Origin of the sequence: Pseudomonas triticifolii (assembly GCF_014358015.1) — a bacterium.
GTDB classification, from domain to species: Bacteria; Pseudomonadota; Gammaproteobacteria; order Pseudomonadales; family Pseudomonadaceae; genus Aquipseudomonas; species Aquipseudomonas triticifolii.
The window spans coordinates 565,148-586,704 of record NZ_JACONV010000001.1; the positions used below are offsets into that span (position 1 = coordinate 565,148).

At 58.2% G+C, this 21,557-nt stretch carries 19 protein-coding genes; 10 read left to right on the forward strand and 9 right to left on the reverse strand.

Annotated features, from left to right (window positions below; all coding sequences use genetic code 11):
* Positions 1–42 precede the first annotated feature (42 nt).
* Positions 43–1,074 (reverse strand): protease SohB, encoded by a 1,032-nt coding sequence (sohB, locus tag H8S56_RS02310; protein WP_187517751.1) that lies wholly within the window; start codon positions 1,072–1,074, stop codon positions 43–45.
* A 203-nt stretch (positions 1,075–1,277) separates the two neighbouring features.
* On the opposite strand from sohB, the gene H8S56_RS02315 reads away from it, so the two are divergent.
* The 6 genes from H8S56_RS02315 (at position 1,278) to H8S56_RS02340 (ending at position 6,553) form a co-directional block, all read left to right on the forward strand.
* On the forward strand, positions 1,278–1,988 hold the full coding sequence (locus tag H8S56_RS02315) for a histidine phosphatase family protein (protein ID WP_187517752.1): 711 nt from the start codon (positions 1,278–1,280) through the stop codon (positions 1,986–1,988).
* 69 nt (positions 1,989–2,057) lie between these two features.
* A complete protein-coding gene (locus tag H8S56_RS02320; protein WP_024684839.1) occupies positions 2,058–2,375 on the forward strand; it encodes an SCP2 sterol-binding domain-containing protein in 318 nt (105 codons plus the stop codon).
* 208 nt (positions 2,376–2,583) lie between these two features.
* On the forward strand, positions 2,584–3,651 hold the full coding sequence (locus H8S56_RS02325) for a phosphotransferase family protein (RefSeq protein ID WP_024684838.1): 1,068 nt from the start codon (positions 2,584–2,586) through the stop codon (positions 3,649–3,651).
* A 23-nt stretch (positions 3,652–3,674) separates the two neighbouring features.
* A complete protein-coding gene (locus H8S56_RS02330) occupies positions 3,675–4,442 on the forward strand; it encodes an SDR family oxidoreductase (protein WP_024684837.1) in 768 nt (255 codons plus the stop codon).
* 109 nt (positions 4,443–4,551) lie between these two features.
* Complete coding sequence (locus H8S56_RS02335) at positions 4,552–5,700, forward strand: Gfo/Idh/MocA family protein (RefSeq protein ID WP_187517753.1); 1,149 nt, start codon at positions 4,552–4,554, stop codon at positions 5,698–5,700.
* 73 nt (positions 5,701–5,773) lie between these two features.
* A complete protein-coding gene (locus H8S56_RS02340; protein WP_024684835.1) occupies positions 5,774–6,553 on the forward strand; it encodes a TSUP family transporter in 780 nt (259 codons plus the stop codon).
* Here H8S56_RS02340 and nudC read toward each other — a convergent pair.
* Entirely contained in the window at positions 6,509–7,357 is an 849-nt protein-coding gene (gene nudC, locus H8S56_RS02345) for an NAD(+) diphosphatase (RefSeq protein WP_187517754.1), read from the reverse strand. The two genes, H8S56_RS02340 and nudC, sit on opposite strands and share 45 nt — an antisense overlap.
* 39 nt (positions 7,358–7,396) lie before the next feature.
* Entirely contained in the window at positions 7,397–8,209 is an 813-nt protein-coding gene (locus tag H8S56_RS02350; RefSeq protein WP_187517755.1) for a crotonase/enoyl-CoA hydratase family protein, read from the reverse strand.
* Positions 8,210–8,427: 218 nt separating this feature from the next.
* Between H8S56_RS02350 and H8S56_RS02355 the strand changes: the two genes are divergently transcribed.
* The gene (locus H8S56_RS02355; protein ID WP_187517756.1) at positions 8,428–9,912 is read left to right on the forward strand and encodes an ATPase domain-containing protein; all 1,485 of its coding nucleotides are present in this window, start codon (positions 8,428–8,430) and stop codon (positions 9,910–9,912) included.
* A complete protein-coding gene (locus tag H8S56_RS02360; RefSeq protein ID WP_187517757.1) occupies positions 9,909–11,939 on the forward strand; it encodes a response regulator in 2,031 nt (676 codons plus the stop codon). The genes H8S56_RS02355 and H8S56_RS02360 overlap by 4 nt, the downstream gene beginning before the upstream one ends.
* Positions 11,940–12,015: 76 nt before the next feature.
* On the opposite strand, the gene H8S56_RS02365 is transcribed toward H8S56_RS02360, so the two are convergent.
* The 5 genes from H8S56_RS02365 to H8S56_RS02385 form a co-directional block, all read right to left on the reverse strand.
* A complete protein-coding gene (locus tag H8S56_RS02365; RefSeq protein WP_187517758.1) occupies positions 12,016–12,393 on the reverse strand; it encodes a response regulator in 378 nt (125 codons plus the stop codon).
* Between the two features lie 114 nt (positions 12,394–12,507).
* On the reverse strand, positions 12,508–13,689 hold the full coding sequence (locus tag H8S56_RS02370; RefSeq protein ID WP_187517759.1) for a hybrid sensor histidine kinase/response regulator: 1,182 nt from the start codon (positions 13,687–13,689) through the stop codon (positions 12,508–12,510).
* A complete protein-coding gene (locus H8S56_RS02375; RefSeq protein ID WP_187517760.1) occupies positions 13,683–14,297 on the reverse strand; it encodes a chemotaxis protein CheB in 615 nt (204 codons plus the stop codon). Before H8S56_RS02375 ends, H8S56_RS02370 begins: the two co-directional genes overlap by 7 nt.
* Positions 14,294–15,115 carry a CheR family methyltransferase gene (locus tag H8S56_RS02380; protein ID WP_024684827.1) on the reverse strand — a complete coding sequence of 274 codons (822 nt, stop codon included), beginning with the start codon at positions 15,113–15,115 and terminating at the stop codon, positions 14,294–14,296. Before H8S56_RS02380 ends, H8S56_RS02375 begins: the two co-directional genes overlap by 4 nt.
* A gap of 49 nt (positions 15,116–15,164) precedes the next feature.
* Positions 15,165–18,671 carry a response regulator gene (locus H8S56_RS02385; RefSeq protein ID WP_187517761.1) on the reverse strand — a complete coding sequence of 1,169 codons (3,507 nt, stop codon included), beginning with the start codon at positions 18,669–18,671 and terminating at the stop codon, positions 15,165–15,167.
* A gap of 330 nt (positions 18,672–19,001) precedes the next feature.
* On the opposite strand from H8S56_RS02385, the gene H8S56_RS02390 reads away from it, so the two are divergent.
* Positions 19,002–19,376 carry a response regulator gene (locus H8S56_RS02390; protein ID WP_024684825.1) on the forward strand — a complete coding sequence of 125 codons (375 nt, stop codon included), beginning with the start codon at positions 19,002–19,004 and terminating at the stop codon, positions 19,374–19,376.
* A gap of 31 nt (positions 19,377–19,407) precedes the next feature.
* Positions 19,408–20,685, forward strand: coding sequence for a glycosyltransferase (locus H8S56_RS02395; protein WP_187518000.1), 1,278 nt, complete (start codon positions 19,408–19,410; stop codon positions 20,683–20,685).
* Positions 20,686–20,691: 6 nt separating this feature from the next.
* Here the strand turns inward: H8S56_RS02395 and cobF are convergent, their stop codons facing one another.
* A complete protein-coding gene (gene cobF, locus H8S56_RS02400) occupies positions 20,692–21,450 on the reverse strand; it encodes a precorrin-6A synthase (deacetylating) (protein WP_024684823.1) in 759 nt (252 codons plus the stop codon).
* Positions 21,451–21,557: the final 107 nt, after the last annotated feature.

Sequence of the window (21,557 nt, forward strand, 5' to 3'; positions counted from 1 at the left end):
CCCGTCCTGAACAGGACGCTACGCTTCACATCTGGCGGTGGCTCACCAGAAACGCTGCTGCGTGACTCGCCCCCACCATTTGGCCAGCAAACCATCGGCAGACGCCGCAGCCGCCATGCCCATGCGTTCCTGCAGGCTCTTGCGCTGCGCATAGTGCAGATGAAACACATCGGCGTCCTTGGCACGCTCAGCCAGGTATTCGTCGCTGGTCTTGAGCTCATCGACCAGTTGTTTATCCAGCGCGGCCATACCCAGCCAGACTTCACCGGTGGCAACTTCATCAATGGACAATTGTGGGCGATAGCTGGCAACGAAGTTCTTGAACAGGTCGTGAGTGATGTCCAGGTCCTGCTGAAACTTCTCGCGACCCTTTTCTGTATTTTCGCCAAACACGGTCAGGGTGCGTTTGTACTCACCTGCTGTGAGCACTTCAAAGTCGATGTCGTGCTTCTTCAGCAGACGATTGACGTTCGGCAACTGTGCCACCACCCCGATGGAACCCAGAATGGCGAACGGCGCGCTGATGATCTTGTTGCCGATGCACGCCATCATGTAGCCGCCACTGGCCGCCACCTTGTCGATGCAGATGGTCAGCGGAATGCCCGCCTGACGAATACGGGCCAGTTGTGAAGATGCAAGGCCGTAGCTGTGAACCATACCGCCGCCGCTTTCCAGACGCAGCACCACTTCATCCTTGTCGGTCGCCAGGGTCAGCAGCGCCGTGATTTCGTGACGCATGCTTTCGGTGGCAGACGCCTTGATGTCACCGTCGAAATCCAGCACATAAACCCTGGCCTTCGCGTCGGCCTGTTGTTTGTCCTTTTTCTCTTTTTTCAGGACTTTGGCCTGCTCCTTGCGCAGTGCCTTGAGGCGCTCCTTGCCCAGCAAAGACTGCTCCAGACGCTCGCGCAGACCTTTGTAGAAGTCGTTGAGCCGGGTAACCTGCAGCTGGCCGGCGGTCTTGCGACGTCCTTTGCCACGCATGGACGCAATGGCGATCAGCACCACGACGATGGCCACCACCAGCGTGACTGTCTTGGCCAGAAAGCTGGCGTAATCGACAACGAACTCCACGGATATTCCTCACTTGCCTTGCGCCCTTACCAATCAAGGGCTGCGATGTCGCCAGCATACCGAGGCCCCCTGATGATCACCAGCGGCATGGGTTACAAGCCGTTAAAACGGTGATTTCAAACGAGCGTATGTTTTTTCATTGACAGCTCCCCGGCATCCCTCATAACCTCGCCGGACCTTCAACGTACCGAGACGACACGGACGTGGGCAGCATCTATCTGATAAGACATGGCCAGGCCTCATTTGGTGCAGACGATTACGACGTCCTGTCACCTGTGGGTGTTCGTCAGGCACAGATTGTGGGTGCCCATCTTGCCGATCTGGGCATTGGTTTTGATCGTTGTATCTCGGGCGACCTGCGTCGCCAGAAAGACACCGCACGCAATGCGCTGGCGCAGTTTGCCGAAGCCGGCCTGGCGGTCCCCGAACTGGAAATCGACAGCGCATTCGATGAGTTCGATGCTGAAGGCATCGTTCGTGCTTTGATCCCGGCGATGCTCACAGAAGAGCCCGGAGCGCTGGAAATCCTGCGAGATGCGGTCAACAGACGCGCCGAGTTCCAGCGGCTTTTTTCATTGATCGTCAGCCGCTGGATCAGCGGTCAGCACGATACCCTCGGCCTGCAAAGCTGGCTGGGGTTCGTCGCCCGTGTGCAGGCCGGGCTGGACAGAATCATCGCCAGCGCAGCGCCTGATGAGCGCATCGCCGTATTTACATCCGGCGGCACGATCACCGCGCTGCTGCATCTGATTACAGGAATGCCTGCGCCGCAGGCGTTCGAACTCAGTTGGCACATCGTCAACACTTCGCTGCACAGGCTTGGATTCAGAGGCAGCGAAGTCACCCTGGCTTCCTTCAACAGTTACACTCATCTGCAACTGTTGAAGGCGCCGGAGCTCATCACCTACCGCTGAGCCCGGCCAATCGCGCCCTTGTCGGGCGCCAGAACTCACCAAAATCAGAACCCATAAAAGGATCAAGACATGACCTCAACAGCCGACGCCGTCAAAACCATGCAAGCCAAGTTCAACCCAAGCGCCGCTGCAGGCCTGGATCTGATCTTCGGTTTCCATATCACTGACGAGGACAAGCATTACGCGCTGATCGTCAAGGACAGCACCTGCGATCTGCAGGAAGGCGAGAACCCTGACGCCAACGTCACCCTGGTGATGGACAGCGAGACCCTCAAAGGCATCGTCAGCGGCGAGACCGATGGGATGCAGGCATTCATGGGCGGCAAACTGCGCGCTGAAGGTGACATGATGCTGGCCATGAAACTGAGCGAGCTGTTCCCGGTATAAGCACCAGGCAGCGAGTGACACCCATGAGGAAACCGAAGCCTGCAGGCTTCGGTTTTTTTTCGCCTGCTCATCGACGGCCAGTAATCAAAGCCGCTGATTGGCCAGCAACACGCTAGCCTATAAGGCTGACTCACGGTTGTTCGCGGGTCACTCGATCATTAGATTAGTCAATGTTTAGGACTGACCATAATAAGCAGAAGGGATAAGCATGGCGCTGACTGACCAGTCCACCGACATTCGTAGCGGCGAAGAACTCGACATCGCCCTGATCGACCCGTACCTCAAGACCCACATTCCTGACCTGCACGGCGCGCCCGTCATCAGCCAGTTCCCGGGAGGCGCATCCAACCTCACCTACCTGATCCAGTACCCGGGTCAGGAGCTGGTGCTGCGTCGGCCACCCTTTGGACACAAGGCGCGTTCGGCCCATGACATGGGCCGCGAGTACCGCATCCTCAATCAGCTCAAGGATGCATTTCCCTACTGCCCCAAGGCATATCTGCACTGCACTGACGAGTCGGTGATGGGGTCCGAGTTCTACGTCATGGAACGCGTCAAAGGCATCATCCTGCGCTCGGACCTGCCGCCTGCGCTGGGTCTTGATGCGCTGCACACTCAGGCGCTGTGCAAGAGCTTCATCGACAAGCTGGTGGATCTGCATCGGGTCGATTACCAAGCGTGTGGGCTGGGCGACCTGGGCAAGCCGCAGGGCTATGTGCAGCGGCAGATTCTGGGCTGGACTGAACGTTACGAAAAAGCCATGACCCCCGACGCGCCTGCCTGGGCGCAGGTCAAGGCCTGGCTTTTAGCCAAGATGCCTGCAGACTCACCGGTTTCCAGCATCGTACACAACGATTACCGCTTCGATAACGTCATCCTCGATCCTGATAACCCGATGCGCATCATCGGTGTGCTGGACTGGGAGCTGACCACCCTGGGCGATCCGCTGATGGATCTGGGCAACACCCTCGCCTACTGGATTCAGGCCGACGACCCTGCGCCAGTGCAATTGATGCGTCGCCAGCCCAGTCATGCACCCGGCATGCTGACCCGCCAGCAATTCGTCGACTACTACGCCGAGCGCGCGGGCATCCCGATCGACAACTTCGACTTCTATTACACCTACGGCCTGTTTCGTCTGGCGGGGATCGTGCAGCAGATTTATTACCGGTTCTACCACGGCCAGACCCAGGACAAACGCTTCGCGCAGTTCATTCACATGAACAAGCTGCTGGAGCAAATGAGCCTGAATGTAATCGCCAAATCCAGCCTTTGATGACATCAGAACAAGGAAAAGACATGTCCAGAACCCAGCTTTTCGACCTCGACGGCAAGATTGCTTTCGTCTCCGGCGCCAGCCGCGGCATTGGCGAAGCCATCGCCCGGTTGCTTGCCCAGCAAGGTGCCCATGTGATCGTGTCCAGCCGCCGAATCGACGGGTGTCAGGCGGTGGCTGACGCCATCACGGCCGAGGGTGGCAAGGCCACGGCCATCGCTTGCCACATCGGCGAGATGGAGCAGATCAGCAGCGCATTCGAACAGATTCGGCAGCAGTTCGGACGCTTGGATATTCTGGTGAACAACGCCGCGACCAACCCGCAGTTCTGCAACGTTCTGGATACCGACCTGAGCGCCTTTCAGAAGACCGTGGACGTGAACATTCGTGGCTACTTCTTCATGTCGGTGGAGGCCGGCAAGTTGATGCGCGACAACGGCGGCGGCAGCATTATCAACGTTGCGTCGATCAATGGTGTTTCGCCAGGTGCGTTTCAAGGCATCTATTCGATGACCAAGGCGGCGGTCATCAACATGACCAAAGTATTCGCCAAGGAGTGCGCCGCGTTCGGCATTCGCTGCAACGCTCTGTTGCCGGGCCTGACCGACACCAAATTCGCTTCGGCACTGGTCAAGAACGACGCGATTCTAAACATGGCACTCGCGCAGATCCCGCTCAAGCGCGTGGCAGCACCGAGTGAAATGGCCGGGGCCGTGTTGTATCTGGCGAGCGAGGCTTCCAGCTACACCACAGGCGTGGCACTGAATGTGGACGGTGGGTTCTTGTCCTGACCCCGTCAGGAAGGAGCCTGCACGGCGCAGGCGTATGAATTTTATTTTCCATAAACCATTTATTTGGAATATATTTTCCGCATAACAACAATCCCTTCTGGAGACTGTCATGCGGGAAACCCACTCTTCCACGTTGCCCGAATTCGGTATCGGCCTGATCGGTACCGGTTTCATGGGCCGCGCGCATGCTCTGGCGTTTGGCAATGCCAGTGCGGCCCTCGACCTTCCTGCACGTATTCGCCTCGCCGCGCTGGCCGACGCCGACAGCGTACGTGCCGAGCACTGCGCACAGGCCTGGGGTTTCGATCACAGCCATGCCGACTGGCAGCAACTGATCGACGACCCTCAGGTACAGATCGTCGCGATCACCACGCCCAATCATCTGCATTTCCCGATGGCCATGGCTGCGATTGCCGCTGGCAAGGCGGTGTATTGTGAAAAACCACTGGCAGTCAGTCTGGCTCAGGCTGGTCAGATGCGCCGCAGCGCCAGGGCTTCTGGTGTCGTGACGCAGGTGGGTTACAACTATCAGCACAACCCCATGATTGGCCTGGCCCGGGAAATGATCGAGGCTGGCGAACTGGGCGACATTGTCAGCTTCCAGGGTGAATTCAGCGAAGACTTCATGGGCAATGCGCAGTCGCCCTGGTCGTGGCGCTGCGAAGCCGCTCACGCAGGCGGAGCCCTGGCCGATCTGGGCAGCCACCTGCTGGCCATGGCGCGGTACCTGCTGGGTGACGTGGAAGCGGTGTGTGCCGATGTCAACACGGTGCACCGCCGACGCCCTGCCAGCGTTGGCAGCACCGAACTGCGTGACATCGCCGTCGACGACCAGACCCATGCCCTGCTGCGTTTTGCCAACGGCGCACGCGGCACGTTCAGCAGCAGTTGGCTCAAGCACGGTTACAAGAATCATCTGAGCTTCGAAATCAGCGGCACTCGCGGCACGCTGGCCTTTGATCAGGAGCGTCTTAACGAGTTGCGCCTTTATCGCGCAGGCGAACCTGGGCGAGACGGCTTTCAGCACCTGCTGGCCGGACCATCACTGCCTGGCTACGCGGCATTTTGCCCGGCTCCCGGCCATCAACTGGGCTACAACGAACTCAAGGCACTGGAGGTTCAGGCGCTGATCATGGCGATGTGTGGCCAAGGCAGTCGCGGCCCTGATTTCGAAGAGGCCTGGCAGATTGAACGCCTGGCCGCCGCGATCCGCCTGGCCGCCGAGCAACAACGCTGGATAGCACTCGCCGATATTTGACAGGCTTCCTGCAACATTCGGCAAAGGGTTAGAATGCGCCGCCATTCTGCCCCTCTGCCATAAGCCGCCCTCCATGCCTTTCGAACTCAGCGTCGACCTGACCACCCTGGCCATTCTGGCGGTGGTTGCCTTCATTGCCGGATTCATCGACGCCATCGCTGGCGGCGGCGGACTGCTCACCACACCCGCCTTGATGACGGCAGGCCTGCCACCTCATCTGGTGCTGGGCACCAACAAACTCAGTTCCACCTTTGGTTCAGCGACGGCCAGTTTTACGTTCTATCGGCGCAAGCTGTTCGATCCAAAACAGTGGGTTCACGCCATTATCGGCACAGCCGTTGGTGCGGCGATTGGCGCAATCATTGCCCATTACCTGCCCGCCGAATGGTTGAACCAGATGCTGCCGGTGATTGTGTTTGGCTGCGGCCTGTATCTGCTGTTTGGCGGCACGCCCAAGGCACCGCTTGACAGCGACGCGCCGATCAAGAAGAAATGGCAACTTCCGCAAGGCTTGGGTCTGGGGTTTTACGACGGTGTCGCCGGCCCCGGCACCGGGGCGTTCTGGACGGTCAGCACGCTGCTGATCTACCCGGTCGATCTGGTGAAGGCCAGCGGTGTGGCGCGCAGCATGAACTTCGTCAGCAACGCCGTGGCGCTGTCGGTGTTCATGTTTTCGGGCCAGGTGGACTACGTGATCGGCCTGTGCATGGGGTTGGCCGTCATGCTCGGCGCTTATTTCGGTGCCGGCACGGCGATCAAGGGCGGCGCGAAGTTTATCCGCCCTGTGTTCATCACCGTGGTGCTGGGCCTAACCGTACGTCTGGCCTGGCAGCACTGGTTCGGGGGAGCCTGATCGCTCGGCCAGATACGCCTCGATCAGAAAGCGCGCAATAGAGCGGTTGGCCGGCAACGGTGGCAGATCGTCGATCCTGAACCAGCGCGCATCCTCGATTTCATCGGCCTGCGGCACGATTTCACCGCTCTCGTATTCGGCGTGAAAGCCCAGCATCATCGAGTGCGGAAACGGCCAGCACTGGCTGCCCATGTACTTGAGGTTCTTGATGCGGACCTGCACTTCCTCCATCACCTCGCGACGCACGCAATCCTCGGCCGACTCGCCGGGCTCGGCAAACCCGGCCAGCGTGCTGTAGACGCCCGTCACGAAGCGCGGCGACCGGGCCAGCAGGATTTCATCGCCTCGCGTGATCAAGACAATCATGCTCGGAGAGATGCGCGGGTAGAAGCGCAGGTTGTCATGTTCACAGTACATGGCGCGTTCGCCAGGCACTTGCACTGTAGGACGACCACAGGCCCCACAAAACCGGTGTTCTCTGGCCCAGGTGCTGATCTGTGCGGCGTAACCGAGCTTTTGAAAGACTGCAAAGTCGCCCTCCAGCATGAATTGCCGCAAGCCCTGCCAGGAACACCCCTCAACCGCCACCGACCGCTCAAGCACCAGCAGGTAAACCGCCTCGCCGTCAAAGTGACCGATGCCGTGCTCGCTCTGCACCGGCAGACCCAGCCCTTTAAGCCAGGCTCTGGGGAACATGACGCCGTTGCCGTCAAGCAGAAACCCTTGGTCGCCATGGACCACAGCCCAACCGCCACTGCCCTCGATGTCCAGTACTGCGGTCGTCCAACGCTCCGGGCGCGTCATGTAAAAACTCCTCTGTTCGAACGCAAGCGTACTACCGCTTCAATTGTCGAAGACCGGCTTCTGCTTGCTCATCTGCGCAACCATTGCCAGCTTCAGGTCCGCTGATTGCAACATGGCAGCGTTCCAGATAGCAACGTGCTCGAGGCCATCGTCCACGCTGTGGTCGCGCATATAACCTATCATTTGCTTGGTCCCCTCGATGGCGATGGGCGATTTTTCGGCGATTTGACGAGCGACCGCCATGACACCGTCCAGCAACGCAGGCGTGTCTTCGAACGTCTGGTTGACCAACCCGATACGCAAGGCCTCCTCGGCGCCGACGGTACGGCCGGTATAAGCCAGCTCACGCATGATGCCGTCGGGAATGATTTTCGGCAGGCGTTGCAGGGTCCCGACGTCGGCCGCCATGCCCATGTCGATTTCACGGATCGCGAACTGCACGTCGGCGGCCGCATAACGCATGTCGCATGCCGACACCAGATCAATCGCGCCGCCCAGGCAATAACCCTGAATGGCCGCCAGAACCGGCTTTCGGCACTTGTCGACGGCCGTGAACGAGGCCTGCATGTCGAGAATTGTGCGCCTGAGCACCCTGGCATTACGCCCTGCGTCCTTGCCTAACTGAGCGGCGACCGATGCCAGCATTTTCAGGTCGATGCCGGACGAAAAATGCTTACCGGCACCGCTGAGCACCACGACCCGCACCTTATCTTCTCGCTCGACCCACTGGAAAACCTCGATGATTTCGGTCCAGAACGCTTCGTTCATCGCGTTGACCTTGTCCGCGCGATTGATCTGCACGTGAGCAATATTATCGTTCAGCTCGACCAGCAAGGTTTGGTAATCAGGCATGGCGGGATCCTCGAGAGGCTTTTATTGAATCGTTCGACTATAACAAGCCTGGCATGGCAGCCGTAGGCGGCTGATAGGACATTTGCCGGATCCTCAGCCATGCTTTTTCAAAGTCTCCAGGGCCACGTGCCCAGCAAATAGTGTGAACCGCTGCAAAGCCATGATGTCCAGTATTGGGTGACACTACTACTGCTCCGTCAGTCATCAGAGGGCGATACTTGAATACGTCAAAAGCGGCAACCGGCATTGAAGGTCTGGACGACATCCTTTCGGGTGGTCTTTCACGCAGTCACGTTTTCCTTCTCGAGGGAGAACCCGGAACCGGCAAGACAACGGTAGCGCTACAGTTTTTGCTGGCCGGGGCAGAGGTCGGTGAAGTGTGCCTGTATATCACGCTCTCCGAGACTGAACGAGAGCTACGCGATGGCGCTCGCTCTCATGGCTGGGAGCTGGATGAGAACATCAAGATTTTCGAGCTGACGCCGCCTGAAAACCTGCTGAATGCCGATCACCATCAGAGCCTGCTGTACTCCTCCGATCTGGAGCTGGGCGAGGCAACGCGGCAGATTTTTGAAGTGGTCGAGCGCATCAAGCCAACACGGGTGGTCATCGACTCCCTCTCGGAAATCCGTCTGCTGGCGCAAAGTTCGTTGCGTTACCGTCGGCAGATTCTGGCGATCAAACACTACTTTGCACGCTACGACGCCACCGTGGTGCTGCTGGACGATCTGACCACCGAGGCGCTGGACAAGACTGTGCACAGTGTTGCGCATGGCGTGATCCGCCTCGAATCGCTGACCCCGTCCTACGGTGCCGAGCGCCGACGCTTGAAGATCGTCAAATATCGAGGCCAGAAGTATCGGGGCGGTTTTCACGACTTCAACATTGCCGATGGCGGTATTCAGGTATTCCCGCGACTGGTAGCTGCAGAGCATCGGTCAGACTACTCACGCAAGCAACTCAGCAGCGGCATTCAGGCGCTGGACGACCTGCTGGGCGGCGGCATCGAAGGTGGATCCAGCACGCTGATTCTCGGTCCGGCGGGTACGGGTAAATCGCTCATTTCAATGGTTTTCGCCGCGCAGGCAGTCGCGCGAGGCGAGCGTGTCGGGCTGTTTATCTTCGATGAAGAATTGGGCCTGCTGTTTGAGCGAATGCTCAAGATCGGTATCGATCTGCGCGCACTGCAGGAAACCGGCAACATGATAATCGAGCAGATCGACGCGGCGGAATTGTCCCCTGGCGAGTTCTCTCATCGTGTCAGACGCGCCGTGGATAAAAAGCAGATCAAGACCGTGGTCATTGACAGCATTAACGGCTATCAGGCATCGATGCCGGAAGAGAAGGCGCTCGTGCTGCACATGCACGAGCTTCTGCTCTACCTCAATCGCCAGGGCGCATCGACCTTCATGACCGTCGCCCAGCATGGCCTGGTCGGCGACATGCGCTCCCCCGTCGACATTACTTATCTGGCCGACAGCGTGATCCTGCTGCGTTATTTCGAAGCGCTCGGCCAGGTCCGCAGGGCCATTTCGATCATCAAGAAGCGAACCGGCACCCACGAATCCACGATTCGCGAGTACCGGATCGGCAGCAAAGGCTTGAAAATTGGCGCACCGCTGGAAGCCTTCCAGGGCGTTCTGCGTGGGGTGCCGACCTATCTGGGCGAAAGCAAACCGCTGTTGACGGACGATGAATTGTGAACACTCCTGGGCAATTTTCAGAACGGGCGATCATCCTGGCTCCGCGAGGGCGTGATAGCCAGATTGCCCTGATGATCCTCAAGGAAGCCGGTTATCCGGCAGTCGTCGCACGCGATCTGAACGAATTGGTTTTTGAACTGCAGACGGGTGCCGGACTTGCAGTGATTGCCGATGAGGCACTGCGCACGGTTGATATCAGCCCGCTGCTGAATTTGCTGGGCCAGCAGCCTGCCTGGTCGGACCTGCCCATCGTACTGCTGACGCATCACGGCGGCCCCGAACAGAATCCATCGGCGCGCCTGGGCAGCCTGCTGGGAAATGTCACGTTTCTGGAAAGACCCTTCCACCCCGTCACTCTGGTCAGCCTGGTGGCGACCGCCGTACGCGGGCGACGACGACAGTACGAAGCCCGGCTGCACCTTGAAGAGCTGCTGGAAAGCGAAAAACGCCTGCAGAATGCACTCAAGGCCGGACGTCTTGGCTCATGGGAGCTGCAAGCGGAGCGCTTGCAGATCACGTGCTCGTCGATCACCCGAGGTCATTATGGTCGCGAAGAACATGAGCCATTCTCCTACGACGACTGGCTGGGAGTGGTATACCCCGATGATCACCCACGGATGCAATCAGCCCTGCAGCGCAGCCTGGACACGGGCATGGACTTCATCATCGAGTACCGTAATGTCTGGCCGGACGGATCGCTCAATTGGGTAGACGTGCGTGCGCGCGCCATTCGCAACACTCAGGGCCAGGTCAGTTCTCTGGTCGGGGTAACGTCCGATATTACCGAGCGCAAACAGGCTGAATCCCAACTGCGACGTCTGAACGAGACACTCGAACAGCAAGTTGAAGAGCGCACCTCGCAGCTACAACACAAAGAGGAAGTGCTGCGGCAGTCCCAGAAAATGGAAGCGGTGGGGCAACTGACCGGTGGCATTGCCCACGACTTCAACAACATGCTGACCGGCATCATCGGCAGCCTGGAGCTGATCAGAAGACGACTTGCCAGAGGACGCACCGAGGGTCTGGATAACCTGATTGATCTGGGCGTGACGTCAGCCAACCGCGCCGCCGCCCTCACCCACCGCTTGCTGGCGTTTTCGCGGCGTCAGTCACTGGACTCCAAACCGGTAGAAATGAACCACCTGATCACAGCCATGGGCGAACTGATCCAGCGCAGTGTCAATGAGAGCATCCAGCTGGACATGCGCCTGGCGGATGACCTGTGGACCGCCGAAGCCGATCCCAATCAACTGGAAAACGCTTTGCTCAATCTGGTGCTCAATGCACGGGATGCCATGCCGGACGGTGGCCTGCTCACCGTCGAGACCCATAACCAGCAACTCGACAAAGCGTTTACCAACGCCCATGAAAACCTCTTGCCAGGTGATTATGTGGTGCTGAGCATCAGCGACAACGGGTGCGGCATGCCTGACTCGGTCATGAGTCGCGCCTTCGACCCGTTCTTCACCACCAAGCCTATTGGCCAGGGCACAGGACTTGGGCTGTCGATGATTTACGGTTTCAGCAAGCAGTCACATGGCCATGTAGCGATCAACAGCGAGGTGGGTCGAGGCACCACCGTGCAACTGTTCCTGCCACGTTTTCAAGGCGATCAGGATGAAGACGAGCAGCTTTTCCAGAGCAACGCGGTTTACGCCAACGCAGGCGAAACGGTGCTGATCGTCGAAGATGATCCCGCGGTGAGGGCGTTGGTCAGCGAGGTGCTGAGCGAACTGGGTTACACGTACATTGAGGCAGCCGACTCGCTGACAGCGGTGCCTGTGCTGGAGTCAGGCCAGCGCATCGATCTGTTGATCAGCGATGTCGGGCTTCCTGGCATGAACGGACGACAGTTGGCAGAGATTGCCAGGCAGTTGCGCCCCGACCTGAAAGTGTTGTTCATCACCGGCTACGCCGAGCATGCTGCGGCGCGTGCAGGCTTCCTGGATACCGGGATGCAGATGATCACCAAACCCTTTGCGTTTGATCACCTGACCTCAAAAGTTCGCGAAATGATCGAGGCCTGAGATAACGCTCAGGCCTCGGTATGTCCCGCCAGCATTCTGCACATCGCGCGCCGCACTGCCACTTGCCGTACTGCGATCAGGCGAGCAATTCCTGGATCTGCGATTGCAGAGTTTCCATGGTGAAAGGCTTGGCCAGAATCGGTGCTTTGGCAGCGATCGGGCTGCCCGATTCGATGATCTCTGCGGGATAACCGCTGATAAAAATCACTTTCAGCTCTGGTCGCAGCATGACTGCAGGCTCGGCAATCTGCACACCCGAAATCCCCCCAGGCAGGCGATAGTCGGTGATCATCAGATCAAGATGCGGCTTGGTCGCAAGGATTTCGAAGGCCTGCTCACCGTTTTCTGCCTGCAGGACGCGATAGCCCACACCCGACAGATAATCGGCCAGCAGCATCAGAATCAGGGGTTCGTCTTCGACGATAAGTACAACGTTTTCTGCGTCAGCGCTCATTGAACTGCCTTTGATCTTATAGATAGCTGCCAATACGACCACAGCACATAGCGGAGGTTGCGACAGAAATACGATAATTCCGTAATGCCATCAGCTTTTGCATCGTGCCTCTGATCACTGTGGCAGACAGACTCGAAAGACGGACCCGACGCCCTCTTCACTTTCCACTTCGATCCTGCCGCCATGAGCCATGACGATCTGCTCGGAGATGAACAACCCCAGGCCAAGTCCGGCAACCGCATGGCTGGCCGAGACGCGCTCGAACTGCTGAAAGATGCGCTTCTGGTTTTCGGCGGTGATACCGATACCCTGATCCCGAACCTCTACGTTCGCCTGGCCACCTTCACAGTACACACGCACTTCGATGGGCTTGCGAGCACCGTAGCGCAGTGCGTTCGTCAGCAGGTTGGCCACGACCTGTTCGATCCTGAATTCATCCCATACTCCGATGACAGGCTGGTCGGCAACCAATGTGATGCTGGAGTTGGCAGCGGCTATCTGGGCCGAGAAATTTTCCAGCAACTGGGTCACCAACTCGCACAGGTCAAAAGGACTGGGGCGAATAGACAGCTTGCCCGTACGGATACGCGACACATCCAGCATATCTTCGATGAGCCGGATCAGGCTTTGAATCTGACGCTCGTCGCGGTCGACCATCGCGCGCAGTTTGTCGAGTGTGAACGCTGCCGTGTTGCCTTTGGCCAGGTGCAATCTACGCAACTGGGTTTCCAGAATCAGGCCGTTGAGCGGCGTACGCACCTCATGAGAAACGATCGACATGAAGTCGTCACGCATGCGTATCGCGTGCTCAAGCTCGCCTTGGGTGGACTGCAGGCGCTTGAGCAGCATCTCTTGCTCGTGACGACTGCGCTCAAGCTCCTCAACCTGCATCTTCATGGCCTTGCGCTGGCGGAACAGATCAACGAACACATTGACCTTGCTCTTGACCGCATGGATATCCAGCGGCTTGTGCAGAAAGTCCACTGCACCGCTTTCGTAGCCCTTGAACGCATAATTGAGTTCGCGGCCTGCTGCGCTGACAAACACGATGGGGATGTTCTTGGTCTTTTCGGTGCTGCGCATCAGCTCTGCCAGCTCGAAGCCGTTCATGCCGGGCATCTGCACGTCGAGAATGGCCAGCGCAAATTCATGCTGCAACAAAAGCGACAACGCCTCGTCAGCCGAAAGCGCCTTGAACACCGAGCGGTCCTCGCGCTTGATCAGCGCCTCGAGAGCCAGCAGGTTTTCCGGCAGATCGTCGACGATCAGCAGTTTTGCCTGGATTTCATTTAGCATGCGATTCGTTCCAGCTCCACCAGCAATTGGCCAATTTCGTTCAAAGACAGAAGGTAATCCGGCGAATGCAACGCCAGGCCAGCCTCGGGCATGGTACGCGCCTGGGCCTGCTGCGGATCCTGAATTACCGTTAAACCGCCATACTTTTTGATCTGCAGCAAACCTTGCGCCCCGTCATTATTGGCACCGGTCAAGAGTACGCCCGCGAGGCGCTCACCATAGGCGTCAGAAGCCGAGTCGAACAAAATGTCGATGCTGGGCCTTGAGTAAAACACCCGGTCTTCCTGGCTCAACGACAGCGTGCGGTCAGTCTCGACAGACAGGTGATAACCCGACGACGCAAAATACAGCGTTCCGGGTTTGACGCTTTCCTTGTCGTCAGCCTCTTTGACCGGAATCGCCAGGCGACTCTGGAATACCTGCGCCAGCTGACTGTTCCGATCATCTGGCAAATGCAGCACCACCAGAATCGGCAGACAGAATCCAGGCCGCAACCCACCGAAAATCTTCAGCAACGCTTCAACCCCGCCAGCAGACGCACCGACCACAATCGCATCCACGACCGGCAAAACATCTCGGGTCGTCGTGCCAACGAATGTCGTCATCATGACTTACGGTAGATCCGCTCAGGCTTGACGAGGGTCTCGAATTCGCTTCTGTAAGCAGAAAAATCCAGCGTTTCCTTGCTGCCCAACGCCAGAAATCCACGATGACAGAGCGATTCATGAAACAACCCGAAAGCGCGATCCTGTAGTTTTTTATTGAAGTAAATCAATACGTTACGACAGGAAATCAACTGAGTTTCGGAGAATACACTATCCGTGGCCAGACTGTGATCGGCAAAGGTCACGTTTTCACGCAGCGTCTTGTCGAAGATCGCGTAATCGTAGGCGGAGGTGTAGTACTCGGTAAAATCACGCAGCCCGCCGGACTTGCGATAGTTCTCGGTGTAAGCGCGCAGGTTCTCCATCGAGAAGATGCCCTGCTTGGCTTTCTCCAGGGAGCTGGGGTTGATGTCCGTGGCATAGATGATCGTGCGCTCCAGCAACCCCTCCTCACGCAGCAAAATGGCCATGGAGTACACCTCCTCGCCCGTGCTGCATCCCGCAATCCATACTTTGATGGAAGGATAGGTGCGCAATAACGGCACCACCTCCTGACGAATCGCCAGGAAGTGCGACGGATCGCGAAACATCTCGCTGACCGGAATAGTGAGTATTTGCAGCAACTGCATGAAAGCGGCCGGGTCGTGCAGCACACGCTCTTGAAGCGCAGAAATCGTACTGCAATCGAACTGACGCAGGGCATGGGTCACGCGGCGCTTGACCGAAGCGCCGGAGTAATCCCGAAAGTCGTAGCTGTACTTGAGGTAGATAGCCTCGATAAGCAGCCTCAACTCGATCTCGGCGTTACGATCAAGGTGCATGGATGGACCTGAATGGGTTGTCGAAGACGCTGGGTTTGGCCATCTTCATTCAGATACGTTCCATTTTAGGTAGCCACACACGAATCAACGAGAACAAGCGGTCCAGATCGATAGGCTTGGCCAGGTAGTCGTTGGAGCCTGCCTGCAGGCAACGCTCCTGGTCATCTTTCATGGCCTTGGCCGTGACAGCAATGATCGGCAGCTTGCGCCAGCGAGGGTCCTTGCGGATCTCGATGGTCGCTTCATAGCCATCCATCTCCGGCATCATCACGTCCATCAACACCAGGTCAATGTCTTCAACTTCATTGAGTTTCGCGATCGCCTCAAAACCGTTGCGCGCGATTTCGACCACAGCACCTTTATGCTCCAGCGCACTGGTGAGGGCAAAGATATTACGCACATCGTCATCGACCACCAGAATCTTGCGCGCCTCGAACACCTTGTCGCGGCTACGGGCGGTCTTGAGCATCTTCTGGCGCTCATTGGAGAGCTGGGATTCGACCTTGTGCAGGAACAGCGTCACTTCATCAAGCAGACGCTCCGGCGAACGCGCGCCCTTGATGATGATTGAGCGTGAATACTTCATCAGCTCGGTTTCTTCATCGCGGGTCATGTTGCGACCGGTGTAAACAATGACCGGCGGGAACGAACAGATTTCCTCGGTGGCCATGCGCTTGAGCAGTTCGCCACCCAGCATATCCGGCAGCTTGAGGTCGATGATCATGCAGTCATAGATAGTGTCGCGCAGCAGATCCAGCGCCTCCTGCGCAAAGCCCACTGCGGTGATCTCGATGTCATCATCACCGATCAGGCGCGCAATGCTGTCGCGCTGCAAGGCGTCGTCTTCCACCAGCAGGATGCGCTTGACCTTCTGGGTCAGCTTGGCTTCCAGCTTGGCGAACACGTCTTTGAGTTCTTCACGTGTCGTGGGCTTGACGGCATAGCCGATCGCGCCCATGTGCAACGCGGCTTCCTGACGATCTTCGACGGAAATCACATGCACGGGAATGTGCCGGGTGGGCGCCAGTTCCTTGAGGCGTTGCAGCACCGTCAGACCCGAGTGGTCCGGCAGACGCATGTCCAGAAGGATCGCATCCGGGGTAAAGCGTGCAGCCAGATTGAAACCATCGTCGGCCGCGTGGGCCACCAGACAGTAATAGCCCAGCTCGTGCGCCAGATCGAACAGGATCTGCGCGAAACGGACCTCATCCTCAATGACCAGAATGCAGCGTTTGTCGAACGGCGCTTTTTCACGATCATCGTCGAACACCGGGATCGTCTCATCGCGCTCGGCCGTTGGCTCGATCACAGGCCGGGCAATGACCGGCAGCGCAGGCACCGGTGACGATACCACCGGCGCAGTGCTTGCAATCTGATAGTCGACTGCCTGCTCGATGTACTGCTCCGGCAATACCAGAGTAAAAATGCTGCCCTGCCCCGGCGCACTGGTGACGCTGATCGAGCCACCCAGCAGCGCGGCAAGGTCACGGGAAATCGACAGGCCCAGCCCGGTGCCGCCGTAGCGGCGGTTGGTGGTGCCGTCGGCCTGACGGAACGCCTCGAAAATGCTCTGTTGATGTTCCTCGGCAATCCCGATGCCTGAATCACGCACCGTAAACGCAATCCCGGCGCCCGGCTGACGCGAAACGATCATGCTGACCGCCCCTGCCTCGGTGAACTTGATGGCGTTGGACAGCAGGTTCTTGAGAATCTGCTCCAGTCGCTGGCGGTCCGTGAACAGCATCGTCGGCGCACCGGCCTGCATTTCGACCGTGAACTCAAGACGCTTCTCGGTGGCCAACGGCTGGAACATGTTCCGCAAGCCATCCACCAGGCGCGACACACTGCTGTTTTCCGGGCGTACTTCCAGCTTGCCGGCTTCAACCTTGGAGATGTCCAGAATGTCGTTGATCAGGTTCAACAGGTCATTGCCGGCCGAGTAGATCGACTCGGCAAACTTGACCTGTTCGGCGGTCAGGTTCTCGGTCGGGTTTTCGGCCAGCAGTTTGGCCAGAATCAACGAGCTGTTGAGCGGCGTACGCAGCTCATGGGACATATTGGCCAGAAACTCTGACTTGTACTTGCTGGAGCGTTGCAGTTCGTCAGCCCGCGCCTGCAATTCGACCTGCGCCCGATTCAGCTCTTCGTTGTTGCGATCCAGCGCGTCACGCTGGTCTTCCAGCGCCTGACTCTGCTCAGACAACTGTTCGTTGGTCTGCTCCAGTTCAGCCTGCTGAGTTTCCAGGTGCGCCTGGGACTCCTTGAGAATCCGCGACTGCTCTTCAAGCTCTTCGTTGGCCGTGCGCAGCTCTTCTTGCTGCACCTGCAACTCTTCATTGAGCTGTTGGGTTTCGGCCAGCACTTCCTGCAGACGTTGACGATAGCGCGCGGCCTCGATAGAGGTGCCAACGTTGTCGGAAATCAATTCGAGGAATTCAACGTCCTGCTCGGTCAGTGCGTGCAGAAAACCCAGTTCGATCACGCCGTTGACCTGATCGTCGTTGCTGGTCGGCACAACGATCACGCTGCGTGGCGAACCGTCGCCAAGACCTGAGCTGACCTTGAAATAGTCGACAGGCACATCGTTCAGGCTGATCACACGGTCCTGTCGCGCAGCCTGCCCGACAATGCCTTCGTCGCTGTGAATGGTCTGCCCACGCTCTTCCTGCTCGCGGGAAAAACCGTAGGAAGCCACACGGGTCAGGCCGCCATGCTCCTGACGCACGTAAACCGCTGCCACCGACGCCCCCAGATAACGGGCAAGGAACTGCAGAATATTGCGCCCCAGCATGTTCAGGGTCAGTTGCCCGAGAACCTGCTCGGCCAATTCGCTCTGACCGTTGCGCAGCCAAGCGACTTTCTGAAGGCGCTCGGCGTTGATTTCCTGCTGTCGGAGGTTTTCGCTGTAGGCGTCAGACAGCGCCATCAGATCGCGACGACCGATCCAGGCCAGAATGCCACTCACAACAATCACGAAAATCAGGTAAAGGGTGACGGACAGGACGGTGCTGCGCGTGACCTCGGCATTGCGCGTCAGGCGCAACTGCTGTTCCATCTCGACAGCCTGATCGTATTCGGTACGAATCTGGTCGGTGATGCGCTTGCCTTGCCCGGCCAGCACGGGTGTCTGAAAGTCGCCATTCGTTCGGCGCAGCGTAATCATTTCCTGGGCAAAGGTATTCCACTCTTCCTGCAGGGTCAGCAACCGTCTGAATCGATCCAGTTGGGTCGGATTGTCATCCACCAGCACCTTGAGCCCTTGCAGCTCTGCCGTAAGCAGAGGCTTGGCGACTTCATAAGGGTCAAGAAAATGCTGATCGCCGGTCAACAGAAAACCACGCATGCCGGTTTCCATGTCGATGGAAAGCTTCATAGAGCGATTGGTGTTGTTGATGACCCGATCGGTGTGTTCAACCCATTGAATGGCCGACAACAGATAGCTGATCAACAGAATGAAGAAAACCGCACTTAATACGCCGACTCCCAGAGGCAGACCGACGTTACGCCCCAGCAGTTTGCGAAAGCGCTGTTCATCGACGACAGACGTCCGATTCATGAATAATCCCTGACGATTGGATCAAAACCGTAGAGTTTGCCGTAAAGCGGTAAAAAAGACTCTCATTTCTCACATATAGGATTGAAATTTCACACATAAATCGGCGATAAGCTCCGATATATCTGCCAGCATGGCCCTTCGCCCAAGGCTTGCTATGCTAATCGGCGAAGAACGGCGATAGATTGAACTTCCGAGTGGATTTTATTTACTGATACAGGGACTGTAGCAAAAGCGGTCATCACGACGTCCCGAACCTCGCGGTGACCGGTCAGGCGCGACGGATCTGCGCCGTTTGTACCAACATTATTTTCAGGCTTTAAGGAGTCAACCATGCCGGACGCAACCAGCACCATTCTTGTGGTCGAGGATGACGCCATCGTGCGCATGCTGATCGTCGACGTGCTCGAAGAGCTGGAATACAAGGTCCTCGAAGCCGAAGACGCGGAGAAGGCACTCGCCGTTCTGAAAACCGAGTACGACGCCGAACACCAGGTCAACCTGTTGATGACGGATCAGGGTCTGCCTGACATGAAGGGTTCCGAACTGGCAAAAATTGTGCGAGGACTTTACCCGCAAATCCCTGTGCTGTTCGCCAGCGGTTATTCGGAAAACATCGATGTGCCTCAAGGCATGCATTCGATTGGCAAGCCCTTCTCCATCGATGACCTGCGCGACAAAGTGAAGAGCATTCTTGACCCGCACTGATATCCCGACCGGCACTGACCACACACCACACATGACCCGGCTGCTGATTATCGGCTACGTCTGGCCAGAGCCTCGCTCTTCGGCAGCCAGCGGGCATGTGATGCAACTGATCCGTTGCTTTCTGGAGCATGGCTGGCAGATCACGTTCGCCAGTCCTGCGACCGAGGGCGAACACCGGGCCGACCTGATCGGGCTGGGCATCGATGAAGTCCGCATCGAGCTTAATAACAGCAGCTTCGACACCTTCGTGAGCGAGCTGCAGCCCGATGTCGTGCTGTTCGATCAGTTCATGATTGAGGAACAGTTCGGCTGGCGTGTCGAGCAGCACTGTCCCAACGCCCTGCGCATCCTGGAAACCTCGGACTTGCAGAGCCTGCGCCACGCGCGCCACCAACTGCTGAAGGAGCAGCTGGAGAATGAGGGCCAGTCTGGCGATCCGCACAGCATTCCTGAGCATTCAGCCGAAGTGCTGTTCAATCGCATGGCGGCCAACGATCTTGCGCAGCGCGAGATTGCGTCGCTGTACCGATGCGACCTGAGCCTGATGACCTCCGACGTGGAGATCGAGTTGCTGACCGGCGTGTTCGGTCTGCCTTCATCGCTGCTGCATTGGTGCCCCCTGATGATGGACGCGCCCGTCGAACAGGCACCGCCGTTCGATGAACGCGCGCACTTCCTCAGCATCGGCAATTTTCGCCACGCGCCCAACTGGGACGCGGTGCTGTGGATGAAGACCACGCTCTGGCCACTGATTCGCCGAAAGCTGCCGGACGCCCAGTTGCATATCTACGGTGCCTACACGCCGCCCAAAGCCACCGCCTTGCACAACGCGGCGCAAGGGTTCCATGTCATGAACTGGGCCGAAGACGCCTTGCAGGTCATGTCCCAGGCTCGAGTCTGCCTTGCGCCCTTGCGGTTTGGCGCGGGCATCAAAGGCAAGCTCATTGACGCCATGCTGTGCGGCACGCCCTCGGTCACTACGCCGGTGGGCGCCGAAGCGATGAGCGGCGCACTGCCGTGGCCAGGCCTGATCGCCCGTGACACCGCCGGGATCGCCGAGGCCGCAGTTCGTCTCTATCGCGACCGGACGCTGTGGGCCGATGCGCAGAAGGCAGGCTGGGCGCTCTTGAACGACCGATACCTGCACCCGCAACACTGCGCCAGCCTGATGGAGCGCATCGAAACGTTACGCCAGCATCTGAACAGCCATCGGCTGGCCAACTTCACCGGCGCCATGCTTCGACACCACCATCACAAGAGCACTAAATACATGGCGCAGTGGATCGAGGCGAAGAATCGCACGGTGTGATCGGTGCTAGACCGGTCTGCGCAACAGATAGGTGTCCATCACCCAGCCCTTGCGCTCACGCGCTTCGGCGCGCAGTTGCTTGATGTGTTCGTACACGTCATCGAGCCTGCCTGACACCAGTATCTCGTCCGGGGTGCCCAGATAAGCCCCCCAGTAGATGTCCAGCCCCTTGCCGACAAAGCGCTCGAACGTGCAGTGGGCGTCCAGCATCACCACCGCGTTGTCCGGGCCGGCGTCCGGGCTTGCCGCCAAGCGGCGTCCGGTGGTGATCAGCACAGGCTCGCCGATCCGGTTCAGCGGTATGCGGTGCCTGGCGACCAGTGCCTGCACGCTGGTGATGCCGGGAATCACCTGATAGTCGAAGACTTCCCTGCCCCGCGTCGAAACCCGGTCCAGAATACGCATTGTGCTGTCGTACAGTGCCGGATCACCCCAAACCAGGAATGCGCCGACCTCGTCCACCCCCAGCTCCTCGCTCATCAACCGTTCAAACAGTACCGCGCGCTGCTCATGCCAGTGCTCGACTCCGCGTTCGTAAAGGCCCGGATCATCCTCGCGCCGAGGATCCTGCACTTGCACCAGCCGATACTCATCATGCTGGATGTAGCGCCGACACACCGCATTGCGAAGCTGCAGCAGGTCATCATCGATGTAGCCTTTGTCGAGGATGAACACCACGCTCGCCCGGTTCAGCGCATTGATGGCCTGGATCGTGATCTGCTCGGGATCACCGGCACCCATCCCGATGAGAAGAATCTGTTTCATCGTCAACGCACTCCCGGCTGTCGCCATGATCAGTACCTGATCCTAAGGGTTTTTTCGGTTTCGGTCGGGCAATGATTCGGAAAATGATGCACATTAACGCCCTGGCA

Coding starts and splice junctions, on each gene's coding strand:
- H8S56_RS02390 (WP_024684825.1), top strand. CDS start 19,002: ATGCCGGACGCAACCAGCACCATTCTTGTGGTCGAGGATGACGCCATC.
- H8S56_RS02335 (WP_187517753.1), top strand. CDS start 4,552: ATGCGGGAAACCCACTCTTCCACGTTGCCCGAATTCGGTATCGGCCTG.
- H8S56_RS02330 (WP_024684837.1), top strand. CDS start 3,675: ATGTCCAGAACCCAGCTTTTCGACCTCGACGGCAAGATTGCTTTCGTC.
- H8S56_RS02350 (WP_187517755.1), bottom strand. CDS start 8,209: ATGCCTGATTACCAAACCTTGCTGGTCGAGCTGAACGATAATATTGCT.
- H8S56_RS02370 (WP_187517759.1), bottom strand. CDS start 13,689: ATGCTAAATGAAATCCAGGCAAAACTGCTGATCGTCGACGATCTGCCG.
- cobF (WP_024684823.1), bottom strand. CDS start 21,450: ATGAAACAGATTCTTCTCATCGGGATGGGTGCCGGTGATCCCGAGCAG.
- H8S56_RS02380 (WP_024684827.1), bottom strand. CDS start 15,115: ATGCACCTTGATCGTAACGCCGAGATCGAGTTGAGGCTGCTTATCGAG.
- H8S56_RS02340 (WP_024684835.1), top strand. CDS start 5,774: ATGCCTTTCGAACTCAGCGTCGACCTGACCACCCTGGCCATTCTGGCG.
- H8S56_RS02375 (WP_187517760.1), bottom strand. CDS start 14,297: ATGATGACGACATTCGTTGGCACGACGACCCGAGATGTTTTGCCGGTC.
- H8S56_RS02395 (WP_187518000.1), top strand. CDS start 19,408: ATGACCCGGCTGCTGATTATCGGCTACGTCTGGCCAGAGCCTCGCTCT.
- H8S56_RS02325 (WP_024684838.1), top strand. CDS start 2,584: ATGGCGCTGACTGACCAGTCCACCGACATTCGTAGCGGCGAAGAACTC.
- H8S56_RS02385 (WP_187517761.1), bottom strand. CDS start 18,671: ATGAATCGGACGTCTGTCGTCGATGAACAGCGCTTTCGCAAACTGCTG.
- H8S56_RS02365 (WP_187517758.1), bottom strand. CDS start 12,393: ATGAGCGCTGACGCAGAAAACGTTGTACTTATCGTCGAAGACGAACCC.
- nudC (WP_187517754.1), bottom strand. CDS start 7,357: ATGACGCGCCCGGAGCGTTGGACGACCGCAGTACTGGACATCGAGGGC.
- H8S56_RS02320 (WP_024684839.1), top strand. CDS start 2,058: ATGACCTCAACAGCCGACGCCGTCAAAACCATGCAAGCCAAGTTCAAC.